The 24,013-nt window shown below is 45.8% G+C and carries 20 protein-coding genes; 1 reads left to right on the forward strand and 19 read right to left on the reverse strand.

The features are described 5' to 3' along the window. Positions 1 to 82: 82 nt before the first annotated feature. From SWOL_RS09985 to SWOL_RS10035, 12 genes are all read right to left on the reverse strand, one after another. The gene (locus SWOL_RS09985; protein WP_011641322.1) at positions 83 to 1,426 is read right to left on the reverse strand and encodes an acetyl-CoA hydrolase/transferase family protein; all 1,344 of its coding nucleotides are present in this window, start codon (positions 1,424 to 1,426) and stop codon (positions 83 to 85) included. A 139-nt stretch (positions 1,427 to 1,565) separates the two neighbouring features. After that, positions 1,566 to 1,772, reverse strand: a complete 207-nt coding sequence (locus SWOL_RS14385; RefSeq protein ID WP_155814201.1) for a hypothetical protein — start codon at positions 1,770 to 1,772, stop codon at positions 1,566 to 1,568. A gap of 17 nt (positions 1,773 to 1,789) precedes the next feature. Beyond that, on the reverse strand, positions 1,790 to 3,622 hold the full coding sequence (locus tag SWOL_RS09990; RefSeq protein ID WP_011641323.1) for an acyl-CoA dehydrogenase family protein: 1,833 nt from the start codon (positions 3,620 to 3,622) through the stop codon (positions 1,790 to 1,792). Positions 3,623 to 3,661: 39 nt separating this feature from the next. Further along, on the reverse strand, positions 3,662 to 4,852 hold the full coding sequence (locus SWOL_RS09995) for an acetyl-CoA C-acetyltransferase (protein WP_011641324.1): 1,191 nt from the start codon (positions 4,850 to 4,852) through the stop codon (positions 3,662 to 3,664). 58 nt (positions 4,853 to 4,910) lie between these two features. Further along, on the reverse strand, positions 4,911 to 5,750 hold the full coding sequence (locus SWOL_RS10000) for a 3-hydroxybutyryl-CoA dehydrogenase (RefSeq protein WP_011641325.1): 840 nt from the start codon (positions 5,748 to 5,750) through the stop codon (positions 4,911 to 4,913). Between the two features lie 47 nt (positions 5,751 to 5,797). After that, positions 5,798 to 6,580 carry a short-chain-enoyl-CoA hydratase gene (locus tag SWOL_RS10005; protein ID WP_011641326.1) on the reverse strand — a complete coding sequence of 261 codons (783 nt, stop codon included), beginning with the start codon at positions 6,578 to 6,580 and terminating at the stop codon, positions 5,798 to 5,800. 652 nt (positions 6,581 to 7,232) lie between these two features. Further along, entirely contained in the window at positions 7,233 to 7,496 is a 264-nt protein-coding gene (locus SWOL_RS10010) for a hypothetical protein (RefSeq protein WP_011641327.1), read from the reverse strand. 1 nt (position 7,497) lies between these two features. Further along, positions 7,498 to 9,396 (reverse strand): PAS domain S-box protein, encoded by a 1,899-nt coding sequence (locus tag SWOL_RS10015; protein WP_011641328.1) that lies wholly within the window; start codon positions 9,394 to 9,396, stop codon positions 7,498 to 7,500. A gap of 376 nt (positions 9,397 to 9,772) precedes the next feature. Further along, positions 9,773 to 9,967 (reverse strand): DUF1858 domain-containing protein, encoded by a 195-nt coding sequence (locus tag SWOL_RS10020; RefSeq protein WP_011641329.1) that lies wholly within the window; start codon positions 9,965 to 9,967, stop codon positions 9,773 to 9,775. A gap of 325 nt (positions 9,968 to 10,292) precedes the next feature. Further along, entirely contained in the window at positions 10,293 to 11,288 is a 996-nt protein-coding gene (locus SWOL_RS10025) for a glycosyltransferase (RefSeq protein WP_011641330.1), read from the reverse strand. A 121-nt stretch (positions 11,289 to 11,409) separates the two neighbouring features. Then, positions 11,410 to 12,279 (reverse strand): GT-D fold domain-containing glycosyltransferase, encoded by an 870-nt coding sequence (locus tag SWOL_RS10030; RefSeq protein WP_011641331.1) that lies wholly within the window; start codon positions 12,277 to 12,279, stop codon positions 11,410 to 11,412. A gap of 323 nt (positions 12,280 to 12,602) precedes the next feature. Then, complete coding sequence (locus SWOL_RS10035; protein WP_011641332.1) at positions 12,603 to 13,511, reverse strand: NAD-dependent epimerase/dehydratase family protein; 909 nt, start codon at positions 13,509 to 13,511, stop codon at positions 12,603 to 12,605. 180 nt (positions 13,512 to 13,691) lie between these two features. Between SWOL_RS10035 and SWOL_RS10040 the strand changes: the two genes are divergently transcribed. Beyond that, positions 13,692 to 14,375 carry a GT-D fold domain-containing protein gene (locus tag SWOL_RS10040; RefSeq protein ID WP_041427521.1) on the forward strand — a complete coding sequence of 228 codons (684 nt, stop codon included), beginning with the start codon at positions 13,692 to 13,694 and terminating at the stop codon, positions 14,373 to 14,375. 3 nt (positions 14,376 to 14,378) lie between these two features. On the opposite strand, the gene SWOL_RS10045 is transcribed toward SWOL_RS10040, so the two are convergent. From SWOL_RS10045 to SWOL_RS10075, 7 genes are all read right to left on the reverse strand, one after another. Continuing rightward, positions 14,379 to 15,227: a GT-D fold domain-containing glycosyltransferase gene (locus SWOL_RS10045; protein WP_011641334.1), complete on the reverse strand. Its 849-nt coding sequence runs from the start codon at positions 15,225 to 15,227 to the stop codon at positions 14,379 to 14,381. Between the two features lie 64 nt (positions 15,228 to 15,291). Continuing rightward, positions 15,292 to 19,578, reverse strand: coding sequence for a 2-hydroxyacyl-CoA dehydratase (locus tag SWOL_RS10050; RefSeq protein WP_011641335.1), 4,287 nt, complete (start codon positions 19,576 to 19,578; stop codon positions 15,292 to 15,294). 604 nt (positions 19,579 to 20,182) lie between these two features. Beyond that, on the reverse strand, positions 20,183 to 20,500 hold the full coding sequence (locus tag SWOL_RS10055; RefSeq protein WP_011641336.1) for a zinc-ribbon domain containing protein: 318 nt from the start codon (positions 20,498 to 20,500) through the stop codon (positions 20,183 to 20,185). 244 nt (positions 20,501 to 20,744) lie between these two features. Further along, the gene (locus SWOL_RS10060; RefSeq protein ID WP_011641337.1) at positions 20,745 to 21,524 is read right to left on the reverse strand and encodes an energy-coupling factor transporter transmembrane component T family protein; all 780 of its coding nucleotides are present in this window, start codon (positions 21,522 to 21,524) and stop codon (positions 20,745 to 20,747) included. Then, positions 21,521 to 22,390 carry an ATP-binding cassette domain-containing protein gene (locus tag SWOL_RS10065; protein WP_011641338.1) on the reverse strand — a complete coding sequence of 290 codons (870 nt, stop codon included), beginning with the start codon at positions 22,388 to 22,390 and terminating at the stop codon, positions 21,521 to 21,523. Before SWOL_RS10065 ends, SWOL_RS10060 begins: the two co-directional genes overlap by 4 nt. Next, positions 22,381 to 23,211 carry an ATP-binding cassette domain-containing protein gene (locus SWOL_RS10070; protein ID WP_011641339.1) on the reverse strand — a complete coding sequence of 277 codons (831 nt, stop codon included), beginning with the start codon at positions 23,209 to 23,211 and terminating at the stop codon, positions 22,381 to 22,383. Before SWOL_RS10070 ends, SWOL_RS10065 begins: the two co-directional genes overlap by 10 nt. Before the next feature lie 93 nt (positions 23,212 to 23,304). Next, positions 23,305 to 24,006: an energy-coupling factor transporter transmembrane component T family protein gene (locus tag SWOL_RS10075; protein WP_207635288.1), complete on the reverse strand. Its 702-nt coding sequence runs from the start codon at positions 24,004 to 24,006 to the stop codon at positions 23,305 to 23,307. Between the last annotated feature and the right edge of the window lie 7 nt (positions 24,007 to 24,013).

Here is a 24,013-nt window from a genome sequence, read left to right on the forward strand (position 1 = left end):
TAAAACTTGGATATTATTGATGATGCCGGGGCGGCAGGGTAAATCTAGCTGCCACTAGCCCCCCTGCCGCCTCAGGCTATCCCTAACCTATCTTGTTGCTCTTTCTCCAAATATTCATCTTTTGGGCTTCTTTAACCAGTTCATCCTGGAAATCAGGATGAGCTATTTTAATCAATTCTTCAGCCCGTTCCCAGGTGCTTCTGCCTTTCAATGTAGCAATACCAAATTCGGTTACCATCATATGAGTGGCAGTCCTTGGATCGGTAACTATGGCTCCAGGAGTAAGGATTGGCTTGATTCTTGATGTTACCTCACCTTTAATTTCAATAGTGGAAGGAAGACATATAAAACTCTGCCCATTCTTGGACTTGTAAGCTCCTTCAACAAAATCCAACTGCCCACCGGTTCCGCTAATATGCCTGGTGCCAACACTTTCTGCACATACCTGGCCATACAAATCAACTTCGATGCAGGCATTGATGGAAACAAAGTCGTCTATCTGGGCCACCACCCAGGGATTGTTGGTGTAATCCACCGAATAAGAAGCCAGGCCCGGGTTGTCATCTATATAGTCATATAATTCTTGACTTCCCATGGCAAAGGAATATACTTGTTTGTATTTGTCGATGCTTTTCCTGGCGCCGGTAATTTTGCCGGCCTTGGCCATTAAGAGATAGGCATCAACATACATTTCGGTGTGTACTCCCAGATCCTTTAAATCAGAAGCAGCCACCATGCTGCCGACTGCATTTGGAGTACCACCTATTCCCAGCTGAATGCAGTTGCCATCGTATAAACGTTCAATAATATGCTGAGCCATAGCAATCTCCACCGGGCTAGGTTCAGCTGAACCAATAGTCGCAATCGGCTCGTTTTTACTTTGGATAATATAGTCAACCTGCGAAATATGAAGACATTCCTGATTACCACCCAGGCATCGTGGCATCTTTTCATTTACTTCCAGAATGGTAACCCGGGCAGTTTCCATCATTGCACAACAGTTGACCGAACTCCCCCCAAAATTAAAATATCCGTGTTTATCCATAGCTGTACACTGAATAACCGCAACATTAGTAGGAACACAGTCTTTTCGGGTCATCATGGGGTTTTCGTGAAACTTCATAGGAATATAAAAAAGGTTCTTATTTATAAACTTTCGGTCATGTCCGGCAACATGCCAGCTATTCCAGGTAAAATGCTTATTGTCAGGGTCAACTTCAGCCGTAAAGTGCTGGTAAGCTCCTATATCACAACGTATTTTAACATCTTCGAGTTCATCTTTGCGTTTGGCCAGGGCTTCATCAAAATCCCGAGCACAGTTAATCCCAAAGCCATATTCCACCCAATCACCGGATTTTACCTGTTTGGCTGCCTCATCAGCTGTTACTAACTTGCTTTTATATTCTTCTAATAACTTTTGATACATTTAACCGCCTCCTCTTGTTTCCTATCTTCCACAATTTTCATGTATTCTCTTTCTATTTATAACTAGCGCGGAATTCTTAGAATTCCGCACTCATTATTAAGATCAGCTCTTTTAATCTTTCTGTATCCGAGGATTTTAGTTATCGCCCTTCCTCATTCATTTTCGTATTTATAAAACCCTGGTATTTCATCAACATCCGCAATGCACCCTGACTGTTTAATATGAGCTTTTGCTCAAATAAGCTCTTTAACAGCCATGTAGCCCGGGTCTCCCGTAATCCACTTGGATTCCGGGAGACGGGGCTAGCAATAATCGGATCGTTAATTATGGCTGCCCTATTGGGCATTATCCATCTTAATTAAATTACATAAACGCTTCTTCGGGCATGTCAATAGCGCTGGTGTCGGCAACTTTCATAGCTTTCAAGGTTCCGAAGACGCCGGGAACAACATTCATTACATAGAACCTGGCGGTGGCAATTTTGCCCTTATAGAACATGGCATCGAAGTGGTCTTCACCCAGTTCCGCGAGCTTTTTGGCAGCCAGCAGGGCCTGGTCGAGCATCAGCTTGCCGCAGATCATCATCGAAGCCGCATGCAGCATCCGGGTCGCAAAGAGCTGAACCAGTTGCGGATTGCTGGCCCTCCAGGCTTCTTTGGTGCTTAGGATTTCATTGTAAGCACTGAAGGCATCATCCATCATAGCAAATTCATCGGCGAACGCGGGATCCTTTTTCGTAGCCAGGAAATCGGCGATTTGCGCAACCCATTTCTTCATCGGCTCGCCCTTCTTCATGGTGGTCTTGCGGTTGTTGAAGTCTTGCGCCTGAATGAAGTTGGTGCCTTCCCACAGGGAGTAGATCTTGCAGTCACGAGCCAACTCAGCCGGGGCATACTCTTCGATGAAGCCGTAGCCGCCGAGGCACTGAATCGCTTGCTCGGTGCTAATCCACGCCATATCCGAAACGTAGGCCTTGCACAGCGGGATTTGGATCATGGTCATGTCATCATAGTATTCCCTCTCTGCTGGATCGGCAGCATCATGGGACAGATCCTGATAGAAATAAGTGGTGTAGAGCAGCGCCCGGCAGGCTTCCATTATAGACTTCTGGAACAACAGCATACGGCGGACGTCTTCGTGCTCGATGATCCGGACACTGGGGCCCTTCGGATCGGTGAACTTGGGGCTCTGCACGCGCATCTTGCAATAATCCAGAGCTGCGTAGTAGGCTGAGCCGATGCAGCCCTGGGCGAAGGTTCCGGTGTTCAGACGCTCTTCGTTCATCATCTGGAACATCTGCGCCATCCCTTTGCCGCGGCCGTCTACCGGTCCATCACCGATCATCCAGCCATAGCAATTGTCGTTTTCACCAAAGGATAGGGACAGGGTGGAAGAACCGTGGATTCCCATTTTGTGCTCAATACCGGTGGAGGTAACATCATTCCATGCTCCCTGGGTTCCATCTTCGTTTACCCAGAACTTGGGAACTATTAAGCAGTTAATGCCAGAGGTACCTGGTTTTGCATCCGGGGTCTTGGCCAGCACGAGGTGGATAATGTTCGAAGCGAGGTCATGGTCACCGGAAGTAATAAAGCACTTCTGGCCTTTAATCTTGTACAGACCCGGGGTGTCGGTGGGGAAGCATTTAGTGGCAACCGCGCCGACTTCGGAACCCGCACCCGGCTCGGTCAGACCCATGGTACCGCCCCATTCACCCGAGTACATCTTGGGCAGGAAGCGTTCCTTCAGCTCTTCTGAAGCGTTATGCTGGATTACGGTGCAAGCACCCGCGGTCAGACACCAAAACATTACTATACTCGGGGATGCGCCGGACTGCATTTCCAGAATCGGAGCCTCCCAGACTAAGGGCATACGGCCTTCCGCTGAACGGTCGGAGAACTGGGGTCCAAGGCCGGCTTCGCAAACCGTATTATAGGCATTCTTGAACACTTCAGGAGTTATAACTGCCTGGGTGTCGCCACCGACAAACTTGCAACCGGGGTCATCGGCTTCTTTGTTAGCCGGGCAAAGCACATCACGGCAAACTTTGAAGTTAACATCGAGAAAGGCATCAATGTCATCAATGCCATAGTAATCTTTGTAAGCATCACAGGACAATAGTTTGTTCATGTCCAGCCATTCTTTTACCGCGAACTTAATGTCTCGCATCTGATAAAGATAATTTTCGTGTGCCAAAAATATTCCCTCCTCATTTTTTATTGGTAATGATTTTTATTACAGGGCTTCAACAATCAGAGCCGTACCCATGCCGCCACCGATGCAGAGGGTAGCCAGTCCCTTCTTGGAGCCGCGTTTTTGCATTTCATATAATAGAGTTACAAGAATTCTGGCCCCGGACGATCCAATAGGATGTCCAATAGCTATGGCGCCACCGTTGACATTGACTTTTTCCATCTTATCAGCCCAGCCCAGGTCACGAGCTACGGCTATGGATTGTGCGGCAAAAGCTTCGTTAGCTTCAATCAAATCTATATCGTCAATGGTCAGGCCGGCTTTTTCCAGAGCTTTGCGGCTGGCCGGTATCGGTCCCAGTCCCATAACGGAGGGATCCACTCCACCGGAGGCATAGCTTACTACTTTGGCCATAGGCTTGATGCCCAACTCATCGGCTTTTTCCTTGGACATTACGATAACTGCAGCCGCAGCATCATTGATTCCGGAAGCGTTGCCAGCGGTTACGCTGCCGCCTTTCTTGAAAGCCGGGGCCAGCTTGGCCATAGCTTCGGGTGTACTCTTACGGGGATGTTCATCGGTATCAAATACGATATCACCCTTTTTACCCTTGATAACCACGGGTACTATTTCGTCTTTGAAGCGGCCGGATTCAATGGCCTGAGCGGCCAGGGTCTGGCTGCGGAAGCCGAAAGCATCCTGCTCCTCCCGGGTAATACCATACATATCGTTTATATTCTCAGCGGTTATTCCCATGTGGTAGCCGTTGAAAACATCAGTTAAGCCGCCCCAAACCATTTCGTCAATCAAGTCTCCCTTGGGCATGCTCATTCTGTATCCCCAGCGGGCATTGGGCAGTATAAAGGGGGCTTTGTCCATGTTCTCGGTTCCGCCAGCCATAATAATGTCGGCATCCCCGGCTTTAATTACCTGGGCGGCCAGGCTGACCGCTCTTAAACCAGAACCGCAAACCTTATTGATAGTGAAGGCGGTTACTTCTTTGGGAATTCCAGCATTAATCATACACTGCCGGGCCACATTCTGTCCCAGGCCCGCCTGCAATACACAACCAAAAATAACTTCATCAATTTGTTCTGCCTTGATTCCAGCCCTTTTAATGGCTTCTCCCATGACTATTGCACCCAATTGTGCAGATCCTACATCCTTAAGGGTTCCTCCAAAGGTGCCAACCGGAGTACGGCAAGCGCCTACCAGTACAACTTCTCTCGTCATTTTAATATTTCCCCTTTCTATATATTTCTTATATACTTTTTCGGCCTTCTGCTCTCTTTTAGTAGGCAAAGAAGCCTTCGCCGGTTTTGCGTCCCAGTTTATTGGCCCGTACCATTTTCGCCAGCAAGGGGCAGGGACGATATTTGGGATCGCCAAATTCTTTGTAGAGGGTCTCCATAATCTTCAGGCAGATATCCAAGCCAATCATATCCGCCAGGGCCAGAGGTCCCATAGGATGTCCGGCGCCAAATTTCATGGAAGTATCAATATCGGCGGCATTGGCTACGCCTTCCATCAAACAATACATACCTTCATTCAGCATGGGAATCAACAGGCGGTTTACCACAAAACCAGGGGCTTCATTGATTTCTACCGGAGACTTGCCCATTTTTACGGAAAGGTCTTTTATAGCATCATAAGTAGCCTGGCTGGTGGATGCGCCCCGAATGACTTCAACCAACTTCATAGCCGGTACGGGGTTGAAGAAGTGCATGCCGATAACCTTGTCGGCTCTGCCCGTGGCGGCAGCAATCTCAGTAACACTCAAAGCTGAAGTATTGGAGGCCAGAATGCACTCGGGCTTGCAGATAGAATCCAATTCTTTAAAGATGGCTTTCTTGATATCCATAACTTCCAGCGCAGCTTCGATTACCAGATCACAGTCCGCCGCAGCACCCATGTCAACGGTTCCGGAAATTCGGCCCATAACCGCGGCTTTATCCTCGGCCGTCATTCTGCCTTTATCCACATTCTTGCTCAGCAGCTTGTCAATTCCGGCAATACCCCGGTCCACAAATTCCTGCTTGATATCGCGTACAACTACCTCGAAGCCTGCCTGCGCCGCAGTCTGCACAATGCCTGCTCCCATGGTACCTGCACCAAGCACCATTATCTTCATAGTAGTTACCTCCTAAATTCTTTATAAATAATTTGCTTGTCGCAAAACTACTTACTAATAAAATTAGCTTTTCTCTTCTCAAGAAAAGCCGTCATTCCTTCCTTCTGATCCTGTGTTGCAAAACAAAGACCAAAAGCATCCGCTTCTATACTCATAGCCCGGTCAATATCGGTCTGCATGCCTTCATTGGCCGCTGCTTTGGATAAGCGAACAGCGAGCTGACCTTTGCTTAAAATACGCCCGGCTATTTTTTTTACTTCAGGTAATAATTCTTCCGGTTGCACTACTTTATTAACCAGGCCAATGCGGAAAGCTTCATCAGCATTAATTACATCGGCTGTGTACAATAATTGTTTGGCCATTCCCGGGCCAACTAACCTGGGTAGACGCTGAGTGCCGCCAAAACCAGGAGTGATTCCCAGCCCGACTTCCGGTTGCCCAAACTTGGCATTGCTGGCAGCAATGCGAAAATCGCAGCACATTGCCAATTCGCATCCGCCCCCCAGGGCAAATCCATTAACTGCTGCAATAACCGGTTTTTCCATCGCTTCTATCAGGCGAAACACCTTTTGTCCCAGAGCCCCGAATTCCCGTGCTTCCATAGCACTCAGGTTTTGCATAAAAGCTATATCGGCACCGGCGACAAAAGACTTGTCTCCGCTTCCAGTAATAATTAACAATTCAACCGCCGGATCATCATTAACTGCCGTAACAGCATCTTTGATTTCCAGAAGTGTGTCTTTATTAAGCGCATTCATTGCTTTAGGCCGGTTGATGTATAGTACCGCCAGTTTCTCTTCTTTTTCCAGAATAATATTTTCGTAAGCCATTTAATTCCCCCCTTCTCTATTTATTTTCTGGTAAAGCTTTTCCTAAAGTATCATTTACTTTTTCAAGGAAAAGTATGTAGTTATGCTGAACTATCCCTCCTTTTTGTCTAATAATTTATCTAAAGTAAGTTTTCTTGTTACTCGAAATACTTGAGTACTATATATTGAATGCCTTAAAAGCATGAGAGAACGATGTTTTAAAAAAAAGGGGACTACTGTTCTATGATGTTACAGGGCCTTAGATATTCCGTTCGCAGCAGGTTTTGTCCTTAACCTGGCCTGCCCTAAGCATCACAGAGCAGTAGTTTTATAAAAAAAAATATAAGGGGGTTACAAACATGACTGTTTGCGTAACGCCCTTATACTTTTGCAATTTGCATGCCAATTTTTTTGTTCTAAGCAAATCTGCTGGATTTTGTCGTTATATCGGGATTTCTAGAGCCAAAAAGGATCAGCAAAAAGAAAAGAAAACGATACACAGGTGAATTATTGATTCAACTTTGTATCGTTTTTCACGTTGTTTTAAGAAATTTTATGTCCTACTTTATAGAAAAAAGACACAGCTCTTCCTCTTAGGTTTGGGGACTTCCTCAGGGATTTCATCCCTTCGCAAGAGGAATGTCCCCGTATGATTCATCTCTTCATATACTTATTATTTCTTTTTTAACAGCAGGCTCTCCAGTTCATCTAGTCGCAAGTCATTCTGCCCGGCAACCAGCATATCGAGCAGTACCTCAATAACTGTTCTAACCGGATAGCAATCTTCAGGATAATTCTCCTCTTCCGCTTCATAGACGCAGAAATACTCGTTTTCCATGCTCCGTATATACTCACATGCCTGGCAATCATTACCCAGTAATGGTGTTTGTTGCAGGGAACAAAAAATAAAGTTGCCAAAAAATATTGGTTTATCCATTTTACTCATCCTTTTCTTCTACTTCAAGCAAGAACCCGGCCAGCTCCTCCTCAGCTAATAAAGGTTTCAGTCTAACCCGGGCAGGGTACAAGGTATCGTCCTGCCGTACAATGGAAAGATTAAAGCCGGCAAATTCTTTTTCCTGCTGGGCTTTTTGAATTTCTTTTTCCCATATTTTCCGTTCTTCTTCCTTTATTAATAAGGAGAATTTTGACCCTCTTAATTCCTGAGGAGTAAAACCGAGGGCGTTGCTTACTCTCTTACTTATCCAGCTTATTTCACCTTCCCGGTTGCAACTGCAGGAAAACCCGTTCCGCTTGTTTTCCAGAACCTGCAGACATTCCAATTGTTCCGCCAATTCATCATACTTTTTCCGATTGGCCTGCTCGCTTTTATATCTTTCCGTAATGTCTCTTAGTGATTCAATAGCTCCCAGTAGATTTCCCTCGTGATCGAACCAGCAAAGGGCCTGACCCCATAGATAATGTCCTTGGCCGCGCAGGTGGGGAGTATCAAATTCGCTGATTATCGTTAAATTATCTTTTTCAATTACCGAATAAAATTTCTTGACTTCATCTGGCCGGAGTACGAGATCCACCATAATCGGCCGCCTGCTATTATAAAACGCCAGTCCGTATTCGTAGTCTCCCTTACCCAGCATTTCACTAGCCTTTATACCGGTTAACCTCTCCATAGCCTGGTTCCATACCACTACCCGGCCTTCCAGGTCAATGGCCAGGGTAGCATCCGGCAAGTAATCAATAAATGAAAGTAACCTCAGTTCCGATTTTCTTAAGCGCTCTTCATCTATTTTCCGTTTGGTAATATCATGCGCTATACCCCGTATGGCCTTCAATTTGTTATCGCGGTAAACCGGCCAGATACTAACGTCTAAAAATACTCTGCTCTCAAATTTGGTGCCAATCTCTACTTCAAAGGTTCTATTTTCATTTTTCCCCAGCTTCTTATAGCGGATAGAGCTGAGTATAGGACGGGATTCACTAGTTAATAGTTGGGAAAATTTCATTTTTAATAGTTCTTCCGACCAGAATCCGGTAATTCTCTCGGCCACCTGGTTTACTGCCAAAAAATTACCGTCTAGGTCATGGATAAACATAAAGTCTGGGGAATTATTAAAAAGATCCCGGTATAGCTCCTGACTTTCACGCAAATCCTTTTCTTTATACTTTTCCTGGCTTATCTCCTTGATTACTGTTAGCAGCCGTACCTGTTCGGCGACAAAAAGCCGTTTCATCTTCATTTCCACCCAGAACACCCGTCCATTCTTATCCCGGCATTTATACTCCATTTGCCGGGCTGACAGTTCATTCGATTTCTTAGCCCAATCGAGCAGGTTTTCCCGGCTATAGGGGGGCTCTCCTGCGGCCAAATCGTCTAAATTAAGCCGGAGCATCTCTTCTCGGGTATAGCCGAACATACTGCAAGCCGTCCGGTTGACATCTACCAGGCAATTGCCAGTTACATCACTTATTACCACCGCATCATGCAGTTCGTCAAAAATGACCCGGGGTTCAGACACAAACGCCCGGATGGCTTCTTCCGAACGTCTTTCTTCACTTATATCTTCGGCTGTAGACAGAAGACCAAACGGGGTTGGATAGATCTGCTCTCTGAAAAGACGATTCCCGGTTCGCTGTTCAACCATTCTAGTCTGACCGGTTTCCAATACCTCATAATAAGCCAGGCAGCAAGGGGTATCCTCTCCTCCCGGAAAGATCTCCAGCAGATTTTCTCCTTCCAGCTCACTCACCGTTTTACCGGCCAGGCGAGCATAGGCCTGATTGCAGTACAATATGCTAAAATCCTTTTTCAGAGCAAGAATTGGTGAGTTAATACTATCTAGCAGGCTTCGATACTTGACTCTCTCTTTAGTCACCATCTTACACCCCTTTTCATCTGTTTTACTTTTTATAAGTATTTTTTTAGAAACATATATGGAGGAAAAGAGATAAAGGCGAGGAATGTGCAAAAGATAAACAAGCTATGCAGAGCTCAACAAAGACCGAGTATTTGCACATCCTCAAAAGCGAACGGAGCGATTATATTTATGCATCCAAAACAATGATTATGATTTTTGCATTGGTACGTGGTACAGCTTTATTAATATTCTTGATTCAACATTTATACATAAATTCCTGCCGCAAAAAAGAAAAGCTTTTACTGTACTATTCAGAACCCGGAACTAGAGACCGTAAACAGCAAAAATTAAAAAAAGAAGCAGCCGTTTTTCAGCTGCTCTTGGAAATCTCGAATAGTTATTTTTTTATCAAATCATTTAAAGCCTTTAACATCGCATCAACATCAATACCGTGAGCCAATGCCCCCTGTTCAAGCGTTTCAAAAAGTGCCCCGCTGCATCCCAGGCAACCCATATTGAACTGTCCGAAAACCGGAAGGGTCTGCGGGTACTTGGTCACAATTTCCTGTATCACCATATCCTTGGTAATCAATTCTTCACCTCCAATTTTGATTTAGAAGGGTTTTGTGGGATATTATTTCCCAACTCTTAAACTTAAACCCTGCTTTAATAAAAGCAACCCCCGCAGGGGCTAACATTTTCTCATAATTATACACAGCATCCTGGCTTCATGCAATAGTAAGGTCTCGGCCAGGTGTTTGAGCCATATCCACCCAAAGTTGCTCGTAAAATTCAGACTATATGGAAATCTACAAAAAGAGAGGTTGCTTACATCAAATTCAGTCGAAAGGGCAAAAGAATAGTAGTGACAGGGAAGGGGGGTGCTCGGAGACAAAAGAAATGTCCTCCCTGTCCACTTATAGTCGTACTCCTTTTTTTATCCGGATGCGGCTGTGGCTGGAAAACGGCTGCTTCCCAGTGCTAAGCTGAGCTCCCGGCCAGTCGCGGCATATCTCCTCTATGGCGATTTTTAAATCCAGGGCTCTCCTGGCGGTATAATGGTGGGTTCGCACCATTTCATAGCCTTGTTCGGCTATTTGCAGCCGTTCCTCTTCATGCTGCAAGTAGTATTCCGCCTTTTCCTCAAAATCGTATTCATTGATATCAACAAAATGTACCCCGGGCAAAAAGCCCAGGTCAGCAAGTTCCTGGGAAGCGGATGCCAGAAGCAGGGTTTTACAAGCCAGAACTTCATAATACTTGGCTAGCGGATAACGAAAAATAGAGTCACAGCTAAAAAATATCTTAGCCCGGTTGATCTCCCAGGCATAGCGTGTTCCCACCAAAGCCCCGTCTTCTTCAGAGAAGTTCCGGTATCCCGGATGTTCATGATAAACAAAACCTGGTTTATCGCTCATTTTCTCCAAGATTCGGCAACGCAAGGGATAAATGCTTTCATGTACCGCTCCCAGCATCAGATAATCTATATCCCGGTTCAAAGCATAATCATAAAAAACATCAGTATTGGCGTGGTGAGGAAGCCACCTGAATTTCGGCCAGAACTCCGGGTACCAATCGGAAAACCTATCTCGGTAAATAGAAAATATCCCGGGGGCATTTATCTCTCTTAACATTCTTGTACGAGCCTCAATTTCGTAATGCAGGTCATGCAGTAAAACGGCCCATGGTAAGCTCAAACCCGCAAGGCCGGTGATTATTGGAGAATTGGTCTCCGCAAATTCATTAATAAAAACAAAATCCGGCTTTGCGCCCAGGCTGCGAATAATTTCATTGATATCTCCCGACCAGTACCAGAGCTGTAGATCCACCATCTTCCCTAATTCAGTAAGCAGGTAGTGGAAATTGGGCGAGAGATAGTGGCTGAAATCTCCAGTCGTTACCAGTACTCTCATTTCTTTCACTCCTAAAATTTGACTCTACTGAAAACTCCCTTTATCTCATAAGGATTGCATAAATATGCAAGCGAGCGTTGCCCGGCACTCAGAGAAGGCAAACTAAACCGGGTTCGGGCATCTACATCTGTAGCAGGCGGTCAAGGCCAATAACCTCATTAATAAAGGAATCCGTCACAATCTTCCCCGTAATCAGGCTTTCCATACCTGAACCCAGGTCTATAGCTACCTTGCCTAAATGGCGAGCAATATACGAAGACAAAATTACTGCATTTACCCCTGCCCCCAATAAACAAAGGTCAAAATTATAGCGGGCAATCTGTTCTTTTACCCAGGGTATCTCTTCAAATTCATAGAGAGGGATAGCTGCCGCTATTTCAAAACCCAGGCGGCGTTTTAATTTGGTATCTAAGACCAGGGCCGCTTGTGGCGCCAGGGCTCCAATTAACAGTATTCTCCTGCCTGCCAGTATCCGCTCGAATCTTTCCTTCTGAGAGAACATCAAGACCCGGCGCAGATGAGCTTCGAAGTAAAAACGAGGATGGATTTGGTGTAGGGCGAAAACTTTTTCCGTTAAATCCCGGGCTACCGGTTCAATAGTATTGTAGCCTACAATATCAGCTTTTCTCACTGCTTCAACAGCTTCATCACGGGCTGCTACATTGGGAAAGCGAATACCTCGGTGCATAAAACCTTCCCGGCTTCCCTGGTTGGCTATCTCCGCCTCCCGGTGACTTAAAAATTCTTCTTCGGAGAACAGAACATACTGGGCCATTACAAAAGCCTCTGTCTGACCAATGGAAACTACTGACAGTCCCTGCTTTTTTTCCAAAGCCAACCATATTTTATGCATTAATTGTGCTGAGTTAAGCCAGGGATTTTGGAAAGAAACGATAGGGGCTTCTCTAATGGAAAAGGGGGAAGAGCCAGGAATCAAGGATACACGGCTACTCCTTCCCACCTTTATTCTAACTGTTGTGCTATCTCCCATCAGAATCACCTCCAAATAACTTTATTATCAAAATATGTTAAATTCCCGTAGATGTTACTTTTTTTCCTTAACTCTCCCCCATGACCGCGACCTTAATAGTGACATCCGAAGGATGGAACACCCGTAGTACCCGCAGGGTGCAACCTTATTAGCGACACCCGAAGGGTGGAGCACCAGGGGTACCCGCAGGGCGAGGGCCACAATCACCGATAAAAGTGAGTTAGTAGGCGCTTGTATAGTAAGATGTAGTTTCCCAATACCCTTCTAATCACCGATGTCTGGCGACCATTCCGCCCTCCGTCTTCCGCCTTCTGTCTTCCGTCTTAAGACATATACTCAATGGTTTTACGCAGTCCCTCTTGCAATGGATAAGAAGCCTTCCAATCAAGAAGCTCAGCAGCCTTACGCTGGTCAAAATAACTATGCATTATATCTCCTGGCCGCTCCGGCACATATACCGGCTGCAGTTGACTGCACAAAAGTGCTTCTATGCTAGCATATAACTGGTTAATGCTAAGCTCTTTTCCTGTTCCCAGGTTGAGAACTTCATTTTCTGCCCGTGTCAAAGCCTGGATATTAGCCTCAACTATATCAGCCACATAAATAAAATCTCGGCTTTGCTCTCCCTGTCCGAAAATCATGGGGGCTTCACCTTTTAAAAGGGAAGATAGAAAAATAGCTATTACTCCCCCCTCCCCGTCACTACGCTGTCGCGGACCATAAACATTGGCATAGCGCAGGATGGTAAATTTGAGGCCAAATAGCCCAGCATAATACCTAAGATAGATTTCCGCCAGGTATTTGGAAAGTCCGTAAAAAGAAAGGGGCTTAACCGGGTGTTTTTCATCAATACCCAGGTATAAAGGCTCACCATATATGGCGGCTGAAGAGGCATAAATTATCTTTTTCACTTTGTATTGCCGGCAGTTTTCATAAAGATTTAGTGAGCCAATAATATTATTAACAGCATCAAACACTGGGTTTTCCTGGGAGTTGCTGACGCTGACCTGAGCCGCATGGTGTATTACTAACTCGGGTTTTTCAATCTGGAATACCAGGGCAATAGCCGGGTCACAGAGATCAAGTTGGTAAAAATAAGCCCGGGGATTTAACAGCTCCAGCCTCCCCGTTGAGAGGTTGTCGATTACTACCACCTCATGCCCTTCACTGATAAGCCGGTCGCATATATGAGAAGCAATAAAACCAGCACCACCGGTAAGCAGAATCTTCACATTAATTCTCCCTTTCACCTTAACAGGGGAAAAATTTAGGGCTAATGCATAAAATGACTAGAAGAAGTATTTACCTTTCATATAATATGCATTAGCCAGCTATAGTGATAAATGCTCAAGAAGAAAGCCTGGTCTTAAGGGAATAATTCTTTGGTATATTCAATCAATAGGAGGGGTTCGGTGGACAGCTTTATTATCTACAAAGACGATTTTGCTGAAATATCGGAAATAATCAGTCGGGTCAATTATTGTTTGCGCAACCAGCTAGGTTTTTCTCTGGTGCGGGTGGGAGATGCGGAAAACCAAGTTATGGCCCAGGGAACCATCATAGCGGAAAATGAAATTGCGGAGATATGGTGGGCTGAAGATGAAAACTGGACGGGTGTGACCTTGCCCAATTATCCAGCCCGGGATCGTTTGCTGGATGCAGTTCAGAAGGCCGATATTGTGGGAGTGCTCCATCAGGATGAGGTTTTTATATGGAAACCCCTTACGGAAGCGGTTTTCTCACATTATAATATAAAGCCCCGTCAGCTCTGTTATGCCTTTATCAATACCTATTTGCCCAAATCAGATCAATTTATCAGCCTGCTGCAACACTACCGCCTGTTGCTGATAGGCAAAGCGGCCAGAAGCTTGGCTTTGCTCTTACAGGAGAAATACGGAATAGAGGTGGCCGGAACTATTTCTATAAGCAATTACTCTGAACTGGAGTGGGTAATGGAGGAAAGCAGCAAGCTTGATTTCGATCTGGCCCTTATTTCTGCCGGTACCAATGCCGTAATACTGGCGGTAGAACTGGCGGCACAAGGCAAAGTGGCCATTGATTTAGGCCGGGGAATGCATCTAGAGTTTTGGGAGTGAATTTTACATCTGCAGCAGTTTCTCCAGGCCGATTATATTTCCTAGCCAAGGGTCGACAAATATTTCTCCACTGATCATGGTTTCCATGCACCAGCCGATATCAAAGGCTACTTTACCTAGAGATTCGGCTATATAAGTTGCCAGGATGATGGCGTTCACGCCAGCGGCTAACAGACAGAGGTCAAAGTCATAACGGTCGACCTGTCTCTTTACTTCCGGGATTTCTTCATAATCATAAATACTAAGCGCAGCGACCAAATCACAGTCCAATCGGTCTTTGTATTCCTGCTGCCGCAGCACTTTGAGCCGGGGGGCCAGGGAACTGATAAGCAGCACCTTCCGGCCTCTTAACATAGCCTCAAACTTTTCCTTCTGCGACAACAACAAGACTCTCCTTATATTGGCCTCGAACAAGTAGCGGGGTTGAATAGCATAAGCCTCCAGAACCTTTTCCGCCATTTCCCGGGCCGGTTCAACCAAACTGTTATAACCCACTATATGAGCCTTTCTAATTGCCTCCACTGTATCGTCCCGAGCCCGGAGATTGGGAAAAGAAATTCCCCGATGTCCATGTCCCCCCCGAGCACCCCGGTTAGCCACCAGGGCCTCCGGGTGCTGCATAAACTCTTCCTCACTAAAGAGGGTATACTGGGCCATAACAAAAGCTTCTGTCGCACCTAGGGAAACAATGGAACAAGGCCTTCCTTTTTCCAGGAATTTTAAGACCTCGTCCATCAACCGGGAGCTATTAAACCACAACGGGCTGGAATCCACCCGGGAGATATTAGCGTATTTTTCTTTACCCGGTTCCACCCTTATTCTTCTTGGCCGGTTAAAGCTTATACTCTCCATAACCCCACTCCCCTTTTCGGGTATATATCATAATTATGGGGTTTTATAAATTCTTAGTACCCTTTCAAGATAACTGCATATTTAATTCACTGGCAGATAAAATACTATCAAGAGAGCTGTCTCCTTGAGCTGATTGCAGATTCTTGAAGGCCACGGTGAGCATCAGCTTGATACGGTTCAACTGATTTACTTCGCTGGCTCCAGGATCATAATCTACTGCTACAATATTAGCCTGCGGGTAGTTCCTTCTCAATTCCTTTATCATAGCCTTGCCCGTTACATGGTTGGGCAGGCAAGCAAAGGGCTGCACACAGATAATATTGGGGACCTCACTTTCAATCAACTCTACCATCTCTGCGGTTAAAAACCATCCTTCTCCGGTATGATGCCCTAATGAGATAATCTTACTGGCTAATTTCGCCATATGGTAGATAGACTGGGGCGCTGAAAAGCGTTCGCTCTTTTCCAGGCAGCTTATCATTTCCGAGCGTTGCTTTTCCAGGTAGTTTATCATCATCCTCCCGGAAAGCTCCTGTCTCTTTTTCCCTGATAGGTACTGGTAATCGAAAATATCATCGTAGGAACAATAGAGGAAAAAGTTCAGCATATCCGGCACTATTACCTCCGCACCTTCCCTTTCCAAGACATTGATTATATTGTTGTTGGCTTCAGGATGATACTTGACCAGTATTTCCCCTACTACGCCTACCCGTGGCTTCACGATATCAGCTATTTCGATATGGTCGAATTCCCGGACTATACCCCGGATATTTTCGCTGAAGGCCCCTCTATCCCCCTGGGCAATCTGCTCCCGGCAACGCTTATTCCATTTACGATACAGCATATTAGCTGAACCCGGAATTTTTTCATAGGGCCTTACCCGGTGTAATACCCGCATTAAGAGGTCCCCGTAAACCAGGCTCCAGGCCAGCTTTTGCATCAACCTGCGGTTTATTTTAAAACCCGGGTTTTTTTCCATCCCGGCCAGGTTTAAAGAAATAACTGGTATATGGCCCAGGCCGGCGTCTCTTAAAGCCTTACGCAACAAGCCTATGTAATTAGTAGCCCGGCAGCCTCCACCGGTCTGGGAAATCATTACTGAAGTATGCTTAAGGTCGTATTTTCCTGACTGAAGGGCCTGTAACAACTGGCCAATGACCATAATGGAGGGATAACAGGCATCATTGTTGACATATTTTAAACCCTCATCCACCGTAATCTGATCCACCGCGGAAAGTACCTCAAAATTATAGCCTTCAGCTCGCAAGGCCTCTTCAAAAAACTCGAAGTGGATGGGGGACATCTGCGGGCAGAGGATATGGTGTTTCTTCTTCATCCGGCGGGTAAATGCTATCCTGGGTGTTGCCGGGCTGATTCTGTCCGGTATAAAGCCGTTCTTATCCCTTTCCTCCAGAGCCGCCAGCAAAGAACGCATCCTAATCCTGGCCGCTCCCAGGTTATTTACTTCATCGATTTTTAGTAAAGAATAAATCTTACCTGCAGCCTGCAGAATTTCCTGTACCTGGTCGGTAGTAATAGCATCCAGGCCACAGCCAAAGGAATTGAGCTGTACCAGTTCCAGATTTTGTTTTTCGGCCACAAAACTGGCCGCAGTATATAGGCGCGAATGATACATCCACTGATCCACCACTCGCAGTGGTCGCTGCACTGAGCCCAGATGAGCTACAGCATCCTCGCTCAGCACCGCGATGCCGAAGGAGGTAATCATATTGGGCAGGCCATGGTTAATTTCCGGATCTAAATGATAAGGTCTGCCGGCCAATACTATTCCCCGGCCACCCGTTTGCTCCAGGTAGGCCAGAACCTCTTCCCCTTTTTTCCTGATATCCTCCTTGAAGCATTCGTCTTCCTTCCAGGCAGCCCGAACCGCCCGGGCTATTTCCCTTTTGCTTATGCCAAAATCACCTAGCTCTTCAAAAAGCCTGGTAATTAAGCGGTCCTGGTTATCATAGGGCAAAAAGGGATTCATAAAGCGGATATGCTTTTCTCTCAATACATCCATATTATTCTTAATAGCATCCGGATAGGAGATAACCATAGGACAATTGAAATGATTGTCGGCTTCTCCCTTTTCCTGGCGTTCCCGGCTGATACAAGGGTAAAAGATATTCTTTATTCCCTGCTTTACCAGGGCCGCAATATGACCATGCACCAGCTTGGCCGGATAACAGGCGGACTCCGATGGTATAGTCTCAATTCCCAGCTCATATATTCCCCGTGAGGACAGGGGTGACAGTTCGACCCTAAAGCCCAATTGGGTAAAAAAGGTAAACCAGAAGGGGTAGTTTTCATACATATTCAAAACCCGGGGTAAACCGATAGTGCCCCTTTTAGCCTGCTCCTCAGCCAATGGTTCATAATGGAAAAGCCTCTGTAGTTTATAGTCGTAGAGATTGGGGATGTCCTTATTCTTCTTATTATCTAGCATTTTTTCACAGCGATTACCGGAAATAAAGCGTTTTCCATCTCGAAAGCGGTTAATAGTAAGCAGGCACTGGTTTTCACAGCCCGAGCAGCGGCGGGTGGAGGTTCGGATAGAAAAGTCTAGCAATTTATCCCGGCTCAAGAGAGTAGTGGCATAAGCCTTGTGGTACTTGTTACGAGCAATAAGGGCCGCCCCAAAAGCTCCCATTAATCCTGCTATATCAGGCCGGACAACTTCCCTTCCCGTTACCAGCTCCAGACTGCGCAGAATCGCTTCATTGTAAAAGGTTCCTCCCTGGACCACTATTTTTTCACCGAGCTCAGCGGAGTTCTTTATTTTAATAACCTTGAACAGAGCGTTTTTTATTACCGAATAGGAAAGACCGGCAGAAATATCGCCCACCGTTGCTCCTTCTTTCTGTGCCTGTTTCACCCGCGAATTCATAAATACTGTGCAGCGGGAACCCAGGTCTACCGGAGATTCGGCCCGCAGAGCCTGTACAGCAAAATCCTCCACCCCCATATTCAAGGAATGGGCAAAAGTTTCAATAAAAGAGCCACAACCGGAAGAACAAGCTTCGTTAAGCATAATGCTCTCAATAACCCCGTCTTCAATGTGCAGGCATTTCATATCCTGCCCCCCGATATCCAGGATAAAGTTGACCCCTGGCTGAAAGAACTCGGCTGCGGTGAAATGGGCTATAGTTTCCACTTCTCCCAGGTCAACCGATAAAGCGGCTTTTATCAAGCCTTCCCCATAACCGGTAACGGCAGAATTTACAATATTGGCACCAGCCGGTAAGCGTCGGTAGAGATCCTCCAGTATTTTTACCGTCGATTGCACCGGGCTGCCCTGATTGCCTCCATAATAGGAATAGAGCAAATTCCCCTCATTATCAATCAAGGCCGCCTTGGTGGTGGTAGAGCCCGCATCTATACCCAGGAAGCAATCACCCCGAAAAGATTCCAGTTCCTGGCGGGAAGCCCGGTAGCGGGCATGCCTTTGCCGGAAAGCCTGGAGTTCCGCTTCGCTGGCAAACAAAGACTCCAGCCTCCATATTTCCTGAGCCTGAGCCTGCTCTAACCCCGGCAGCCTTTCCAGCAAGTCGTTAAAATAAATTTCCGTTTCCTTTTTAGAGGCCAGTGCTGCACCTTTCGCCACAAAGAATTGAGCCTCATCCGGAAAGATAATATCCTCATCCTTAAGCTGCAGGGTTTCTTGAAATCTTTTCCTCAACTCCGGCAGAAAATACAGCGGTCCCCCCAGCAAGGCCACCCTTCCCCGGATGGATTTGCCACAGGCTAAACCGCTGATGGTCTGATTAACTACCGATTGTAATACGGATGCAGCAATATCCTCCCGAGCTGCACCTTGATTGAGCAAGGGCTGAATATCACTCTTGGCGAAGACACCACAACGGGCAGCGATGGGATAAATAACCTTATGGCGAGAAGCCAGTTCGTTCAAGCCAGCCGCATCCGTTTCCAGCAAAACCGCCATCTGGTCGATAAAAGAACCTGTCCCCCCGGCACAGGTGCCGTTCATCCTCTGTTCAAGACCGCCGGTTAAAAAGGTAATCTTGGCATCTTCCCCACCTAATTCTATAGCGACATCGCTTCCCGGAATGAATTTTTCAATGGCCTGGTGGCAGGCTATCACTTCTTGTAAAAAACCCAGTTCCAACCACCTGGCCAGGGAGATTCCGGCCGAACCGGTAACCATCACGGTCAAAGGCCTGTTCCCCACCCGCTTATATGCATCTCTAATTAAATTGCTGATAGTGGTTTTTACCCGAGCATAGTGCCTTCTATAGCAAGCGTATAACATCCGGTCCTTATCATCCAGTATTACGACTTTTACCGTAGTTGAACCGATGTCCAATCCCATATGTAGTACAGCATTCATCTGAGCCACAACAATAGCCGTGATTCCTCCCCCCGTATGATACTTCATACTACTACGATTAACGATATGATAGCTATTTAACTCAATAATAGCAAATTTGGCGGCAAGGCAAAAAGTCATTTTTCCATTAGCTAGTCCTGAATATATTGAGCAAAGCACAGATAAGCCCTGCCCAATTGACTAGGTAATACCAAAAGAGGTTTTGCAAAACAATCAATAATAGACTCCACTGCAAAAACTCCTTTTGTTGCCTAAGGGTTACATAAATATACAAAGCGAGCATTGGCGAAGCTGAAAGCGGCCGATCGAAGACCGCCACAATAATACCCTTCGGTCGTTATTGGGTTTGTTGCGCCTGATTCGGAACGACACGGGGGTCGTTCCCTACACACCCTTCGGGATGCGCACTAATGCATATTAATAACTTTTTGCAGTACAATCAATAATAATATATGCCAAAATGGATGGCGAAAGACAAAAGATGAAGTGTTTTTAATGGGAAGAAAGGGAAGGTTTTGTACGATCAAAAAGGGCATTCCTTGAAGGAATACCCTTTTCACATTGCATCTTCACTTTTACGAGCGTTTTTCTTAGATGGATGCCCCTATCTGTAGCTATAATTGTTGCGGCTCTGCCGTCCCTGGAAGCATTCCCGGCAATAAACCGGTCTATCACCGCTAGGTTCAAAAGGAACAGTAGTCTGTTGCCCACAGGCTGCACATACGGTTTTGAACATGGGACGGTCTTCCCGGGAACGGGAGCGTCCGAAATCGTTGCGCTGTTGTTTGCGTGCCCTTCGGCAATCAGGACAGCGGCCCGGTTCATTCTCGAACCCTTTTTCGGCATAAAACTCTTGTTCTGACGCAGAGAACAAAAACTCGCTACCACAGTCTTTACATACCAGATATTTGTCTTCGAACATTACAATTTCCCCTTTTCGGAAAAATACTCTTGGACTTAGCTTCCCCCAAAAAGGAGATATATAAGAACAAGGCTTAATAATTGTATCCTATGGCACTTAAATTGTCAAATTCAAGCAAAATTATTTAAAGTGTAATTGGTAAAAACGACTAGCTCCACAAGCATTTTTATACTTTTAAGCCACCGCATTTAGTCAGATTTCGGTTGGAGTAGTTGACCATCTTTTTCTTAATTAGAGCTTCCAGCTATAAAATCGCTAATAATAAAAAAATGGAAATTACCCCCATGGCAATAAGATCTCTCTGAGCAAAATGCAACTTGTGCACCCTGCTATAATTCTGACCATCGCTAGTATAACACCTGCTTTCCATAGCCCAAGCCAGGTCGGTGGCTCTCTGCAAAGAAGCAGCTAGAAGGGGAATTAACAGTGCCATTACGGTTCGCAAGCGGATGGATAATGAGCCAGAATCAAACTGGGCCCCTCTGGATTTTTGGGCTTGAACTATATGCTCCGCTTCCTCGGTGATGGTGGGAATAAAACGCAGGGCAATGTTTATTATCATGGCAAACTGCTGTACCGGGAAACGCAAGGATTTTAATGGGGAAAGCAAGGATTCGAGCCCAGCTGAAATTTTGAGGGTAGAGGTAGTCATGGTTAAGAGACTGGCGCTCAAGAATAATATTACCAATCGCAAAAAAGTGTTTATGCCCAAGTCGATACCCTGCCTGGTAATTACTATACTTCCCCAGTTCCAAAGGGGATCTCCCCGAGTAAGAAAAACCTGACAAATAAATGTAAGAAGGAATATAAGCTTTAATGACCGGAGACCGCGCAATACTCTGCCAACTCCTACCTCAGCAAAATATATGACTATAATAATAAAAGCCAGGTTAAACAGCAGTATCGTAATTGTCTGCCGGGGCCAGACAGCAACGACAATCAGTACCAGACAGCCAATTAGTTTAGTACGCGGATCCAGGCAGTGAATGATAGAGTCCCCCATAATATATTGACCTGTAATCATCTCTCGCACCTGGCCCACTCCTCCATCACTCTGCTTATTTCCGTAGCAGCCTCTTCCAGGGTTAATATTTCGGTGTTCACCGGTAGCCCGTAAGCTGCCAGGTGATGCATTAATTTTAAATGTTCCGGAAGGATTAGATTATTCATATCCCATAGAGCCATATCTCTAAAAACCGTCTTCTTGTCTCCATAGCTCAGTAGTCTACCCTCTTTGAGAAAAGCCAGTTTATCCGCCAGGAAAATCAAATCGTTAACATAATGAGAAACCATAACTACCGTAGCTTGCTGTTCCCGCTGTATTTTTTTGATAGCCTTTAAGATATGTTCGCTAGCAGAGGGGTCAACACCAGCGGTCGGTTCATCCAGAACCAGGATGGTCGGGCGCATGGCCAGGATACAGGCTAAAGCTACCTGACGACGGGCACCCCCACTTAATCCCAGCGGCGGTACCTTAATAACCTCCTTTGGGTTCAAGCCAACTTGAAGCAGGGCCTCCTCAACCCTGTTCTCTATCTCCCGACCCTCCAAACCCATATTCTTAAGCCCAAAAGCCAGCTCGTCAAAAACTGTACTGGCAAAAAGCTGTTGTTCGGGAAACTGAAACATCAGACCAACTTTTTTCCATAACTTATTGCGGTAGGATCTATTTGATGTATCCTCTCCATACACTCGTACAGTTCCGTAACTAGGAGTCAACAAGCCGTTGAAGTGCTGAATAAGGGTGGATTTACCTGAACCATTGGCTCCAATGATTCCAAACAACTCACCTTTATTTATAGATAGAGATACTTGGTTTAAAGCTTTTTTTTCATAGGGGGTTCCAGTTAAATAGATATGGGTCAATTCCTTCGTCTCAATTACCGGCATAAGAATTCCACCATTTGCTCTAAAGTAACAATTCTGTCATCGATTTGATGCCCCTGCCGGAGCAAATTATTGGTTAGCCTGGCGATAGGCGGGGGCTTCAAGCCAGCCAGCGCAAATCTCGGGGAGCGGAAGACCTCCGCAGGAGGACCGTCCAGGTACACAGTCCCCTGATGAAGAACGATTATCCGTTCTGCCGGAGCTACTTCTTCCATACGATGTGATATCATAATAATACTTAGCCGTTGATGCCAGTTCAGATCTTGCAGTGTTTTTATTAGTTCGTACCTTCCGTCCTCATCCAGCATAGAGGTCGGTTCATCCAGCACCAGGTAGGAAGGCTGCATAACCAAAACAGCAGCTACTGCCAGCCTTTGCTTCTGTCCCCCGGAAAGCATTTGGGGAGCATGATGGCGCAAATCCGCCAATCCTGATACTTCTAACGCCCAGTCAACCCTTCTGCGTACTTCGGCCGGAGATAGATTAAGATTCTCCGCAGCAAACGCCACCTCTTCCTCAACAATAGGGTTAATAATCTGGTTATCAGGATTCTGAAAAACCATTCCCACCAGCCGTCGAATCTCTTTCTTCTGAGCAAGATCAGCAGTATCCAGCCCATTTACCAGAACCTTACCCCTGCTGGGTAAAATTAGCCCATTCAACATCCGGGCCAGAGTTGTTTTTCCCGAAGCGTTTAAGCCAACCATCCCCACAAATTCACCTTGCCGGATGCTCAGGTTAACACAGTTCAATGCACTTACCGGAGGACTTCCAGCATGCTTGTATTCTTTCGTTACATCTATTAGTTCTATCCTTCCATCCATTTTCACCACTTACCTCATTCATACCATCGTGCTGCTTATGCCAAAAATAATAGGAGGTCAAACCTCCAAATGCCGCCAAGCATAATAATGCTTTTAGCCAATGTAGCGCATTATAAGGATGAAAGTAACGAGCAGGGAAACCAGTATTACTACATAGTCAACCCTCTGCAAATTGAGTTGTCTAAGATAAGTACGTTGGGGGTAAGCCCTGAAAGCTCGAGCTTCCATCGCTATCGCCAATTGTTCTGCTTTCAGCATATTTCTATATACCACAGGAAAAGTCAAACGTCGATACATCACCATCTTTTTTCTCCAAGGCACCTTTTTTAAATCAACTCCCCTTAATTGTATGGCTGTAAGCACATTTTTCAATTCATCCCGAAAAAGCGGTAAAAAACGCAGGGCGGTGGATACCATAAAGGCTATTTCATAAGGAACTTTCCACTGAACCAACCCCAGGATAAAGTCCCGGGAACTAAAAGTAGTGAAAAGCATGGCAGCTGCTGTAATAACAAGCAAGCGTAAAACTACAGTGGCTCCTGCAAGAACACCTTCGATACTTATCAGGGATACTGGTCCTAAGGATAGAATTACCCTATCCCCTGGCGAAAAAATACTCTGTACTACAAAAAGAAAAAACATCAAGAATATAAAAGGTTTAAGGTAACCGGCAATTACCCTCAGATTAAAACTAAAAATAAATAGTAGTACTAGCGTAACCAGAAGAAGCTGAAGAAGTCGAGCCGGGGTATTATAGATCAAAGCTAGACTGGAAATACATATAACCATTATCATTTTGCTT

It is taken from the genome of Syntrophomonas wolfei subsp. wolfei str. Goettingen G311 (assembly GCF_000014725.1).
Classification (GTDB): domain Bacteria; phylum Bacillota; class Syntrophomonadia; order Syntrophomonadales; family Syntrophomonadaceae; genus Syntrophomonas; species Syntrophomonas wolfei.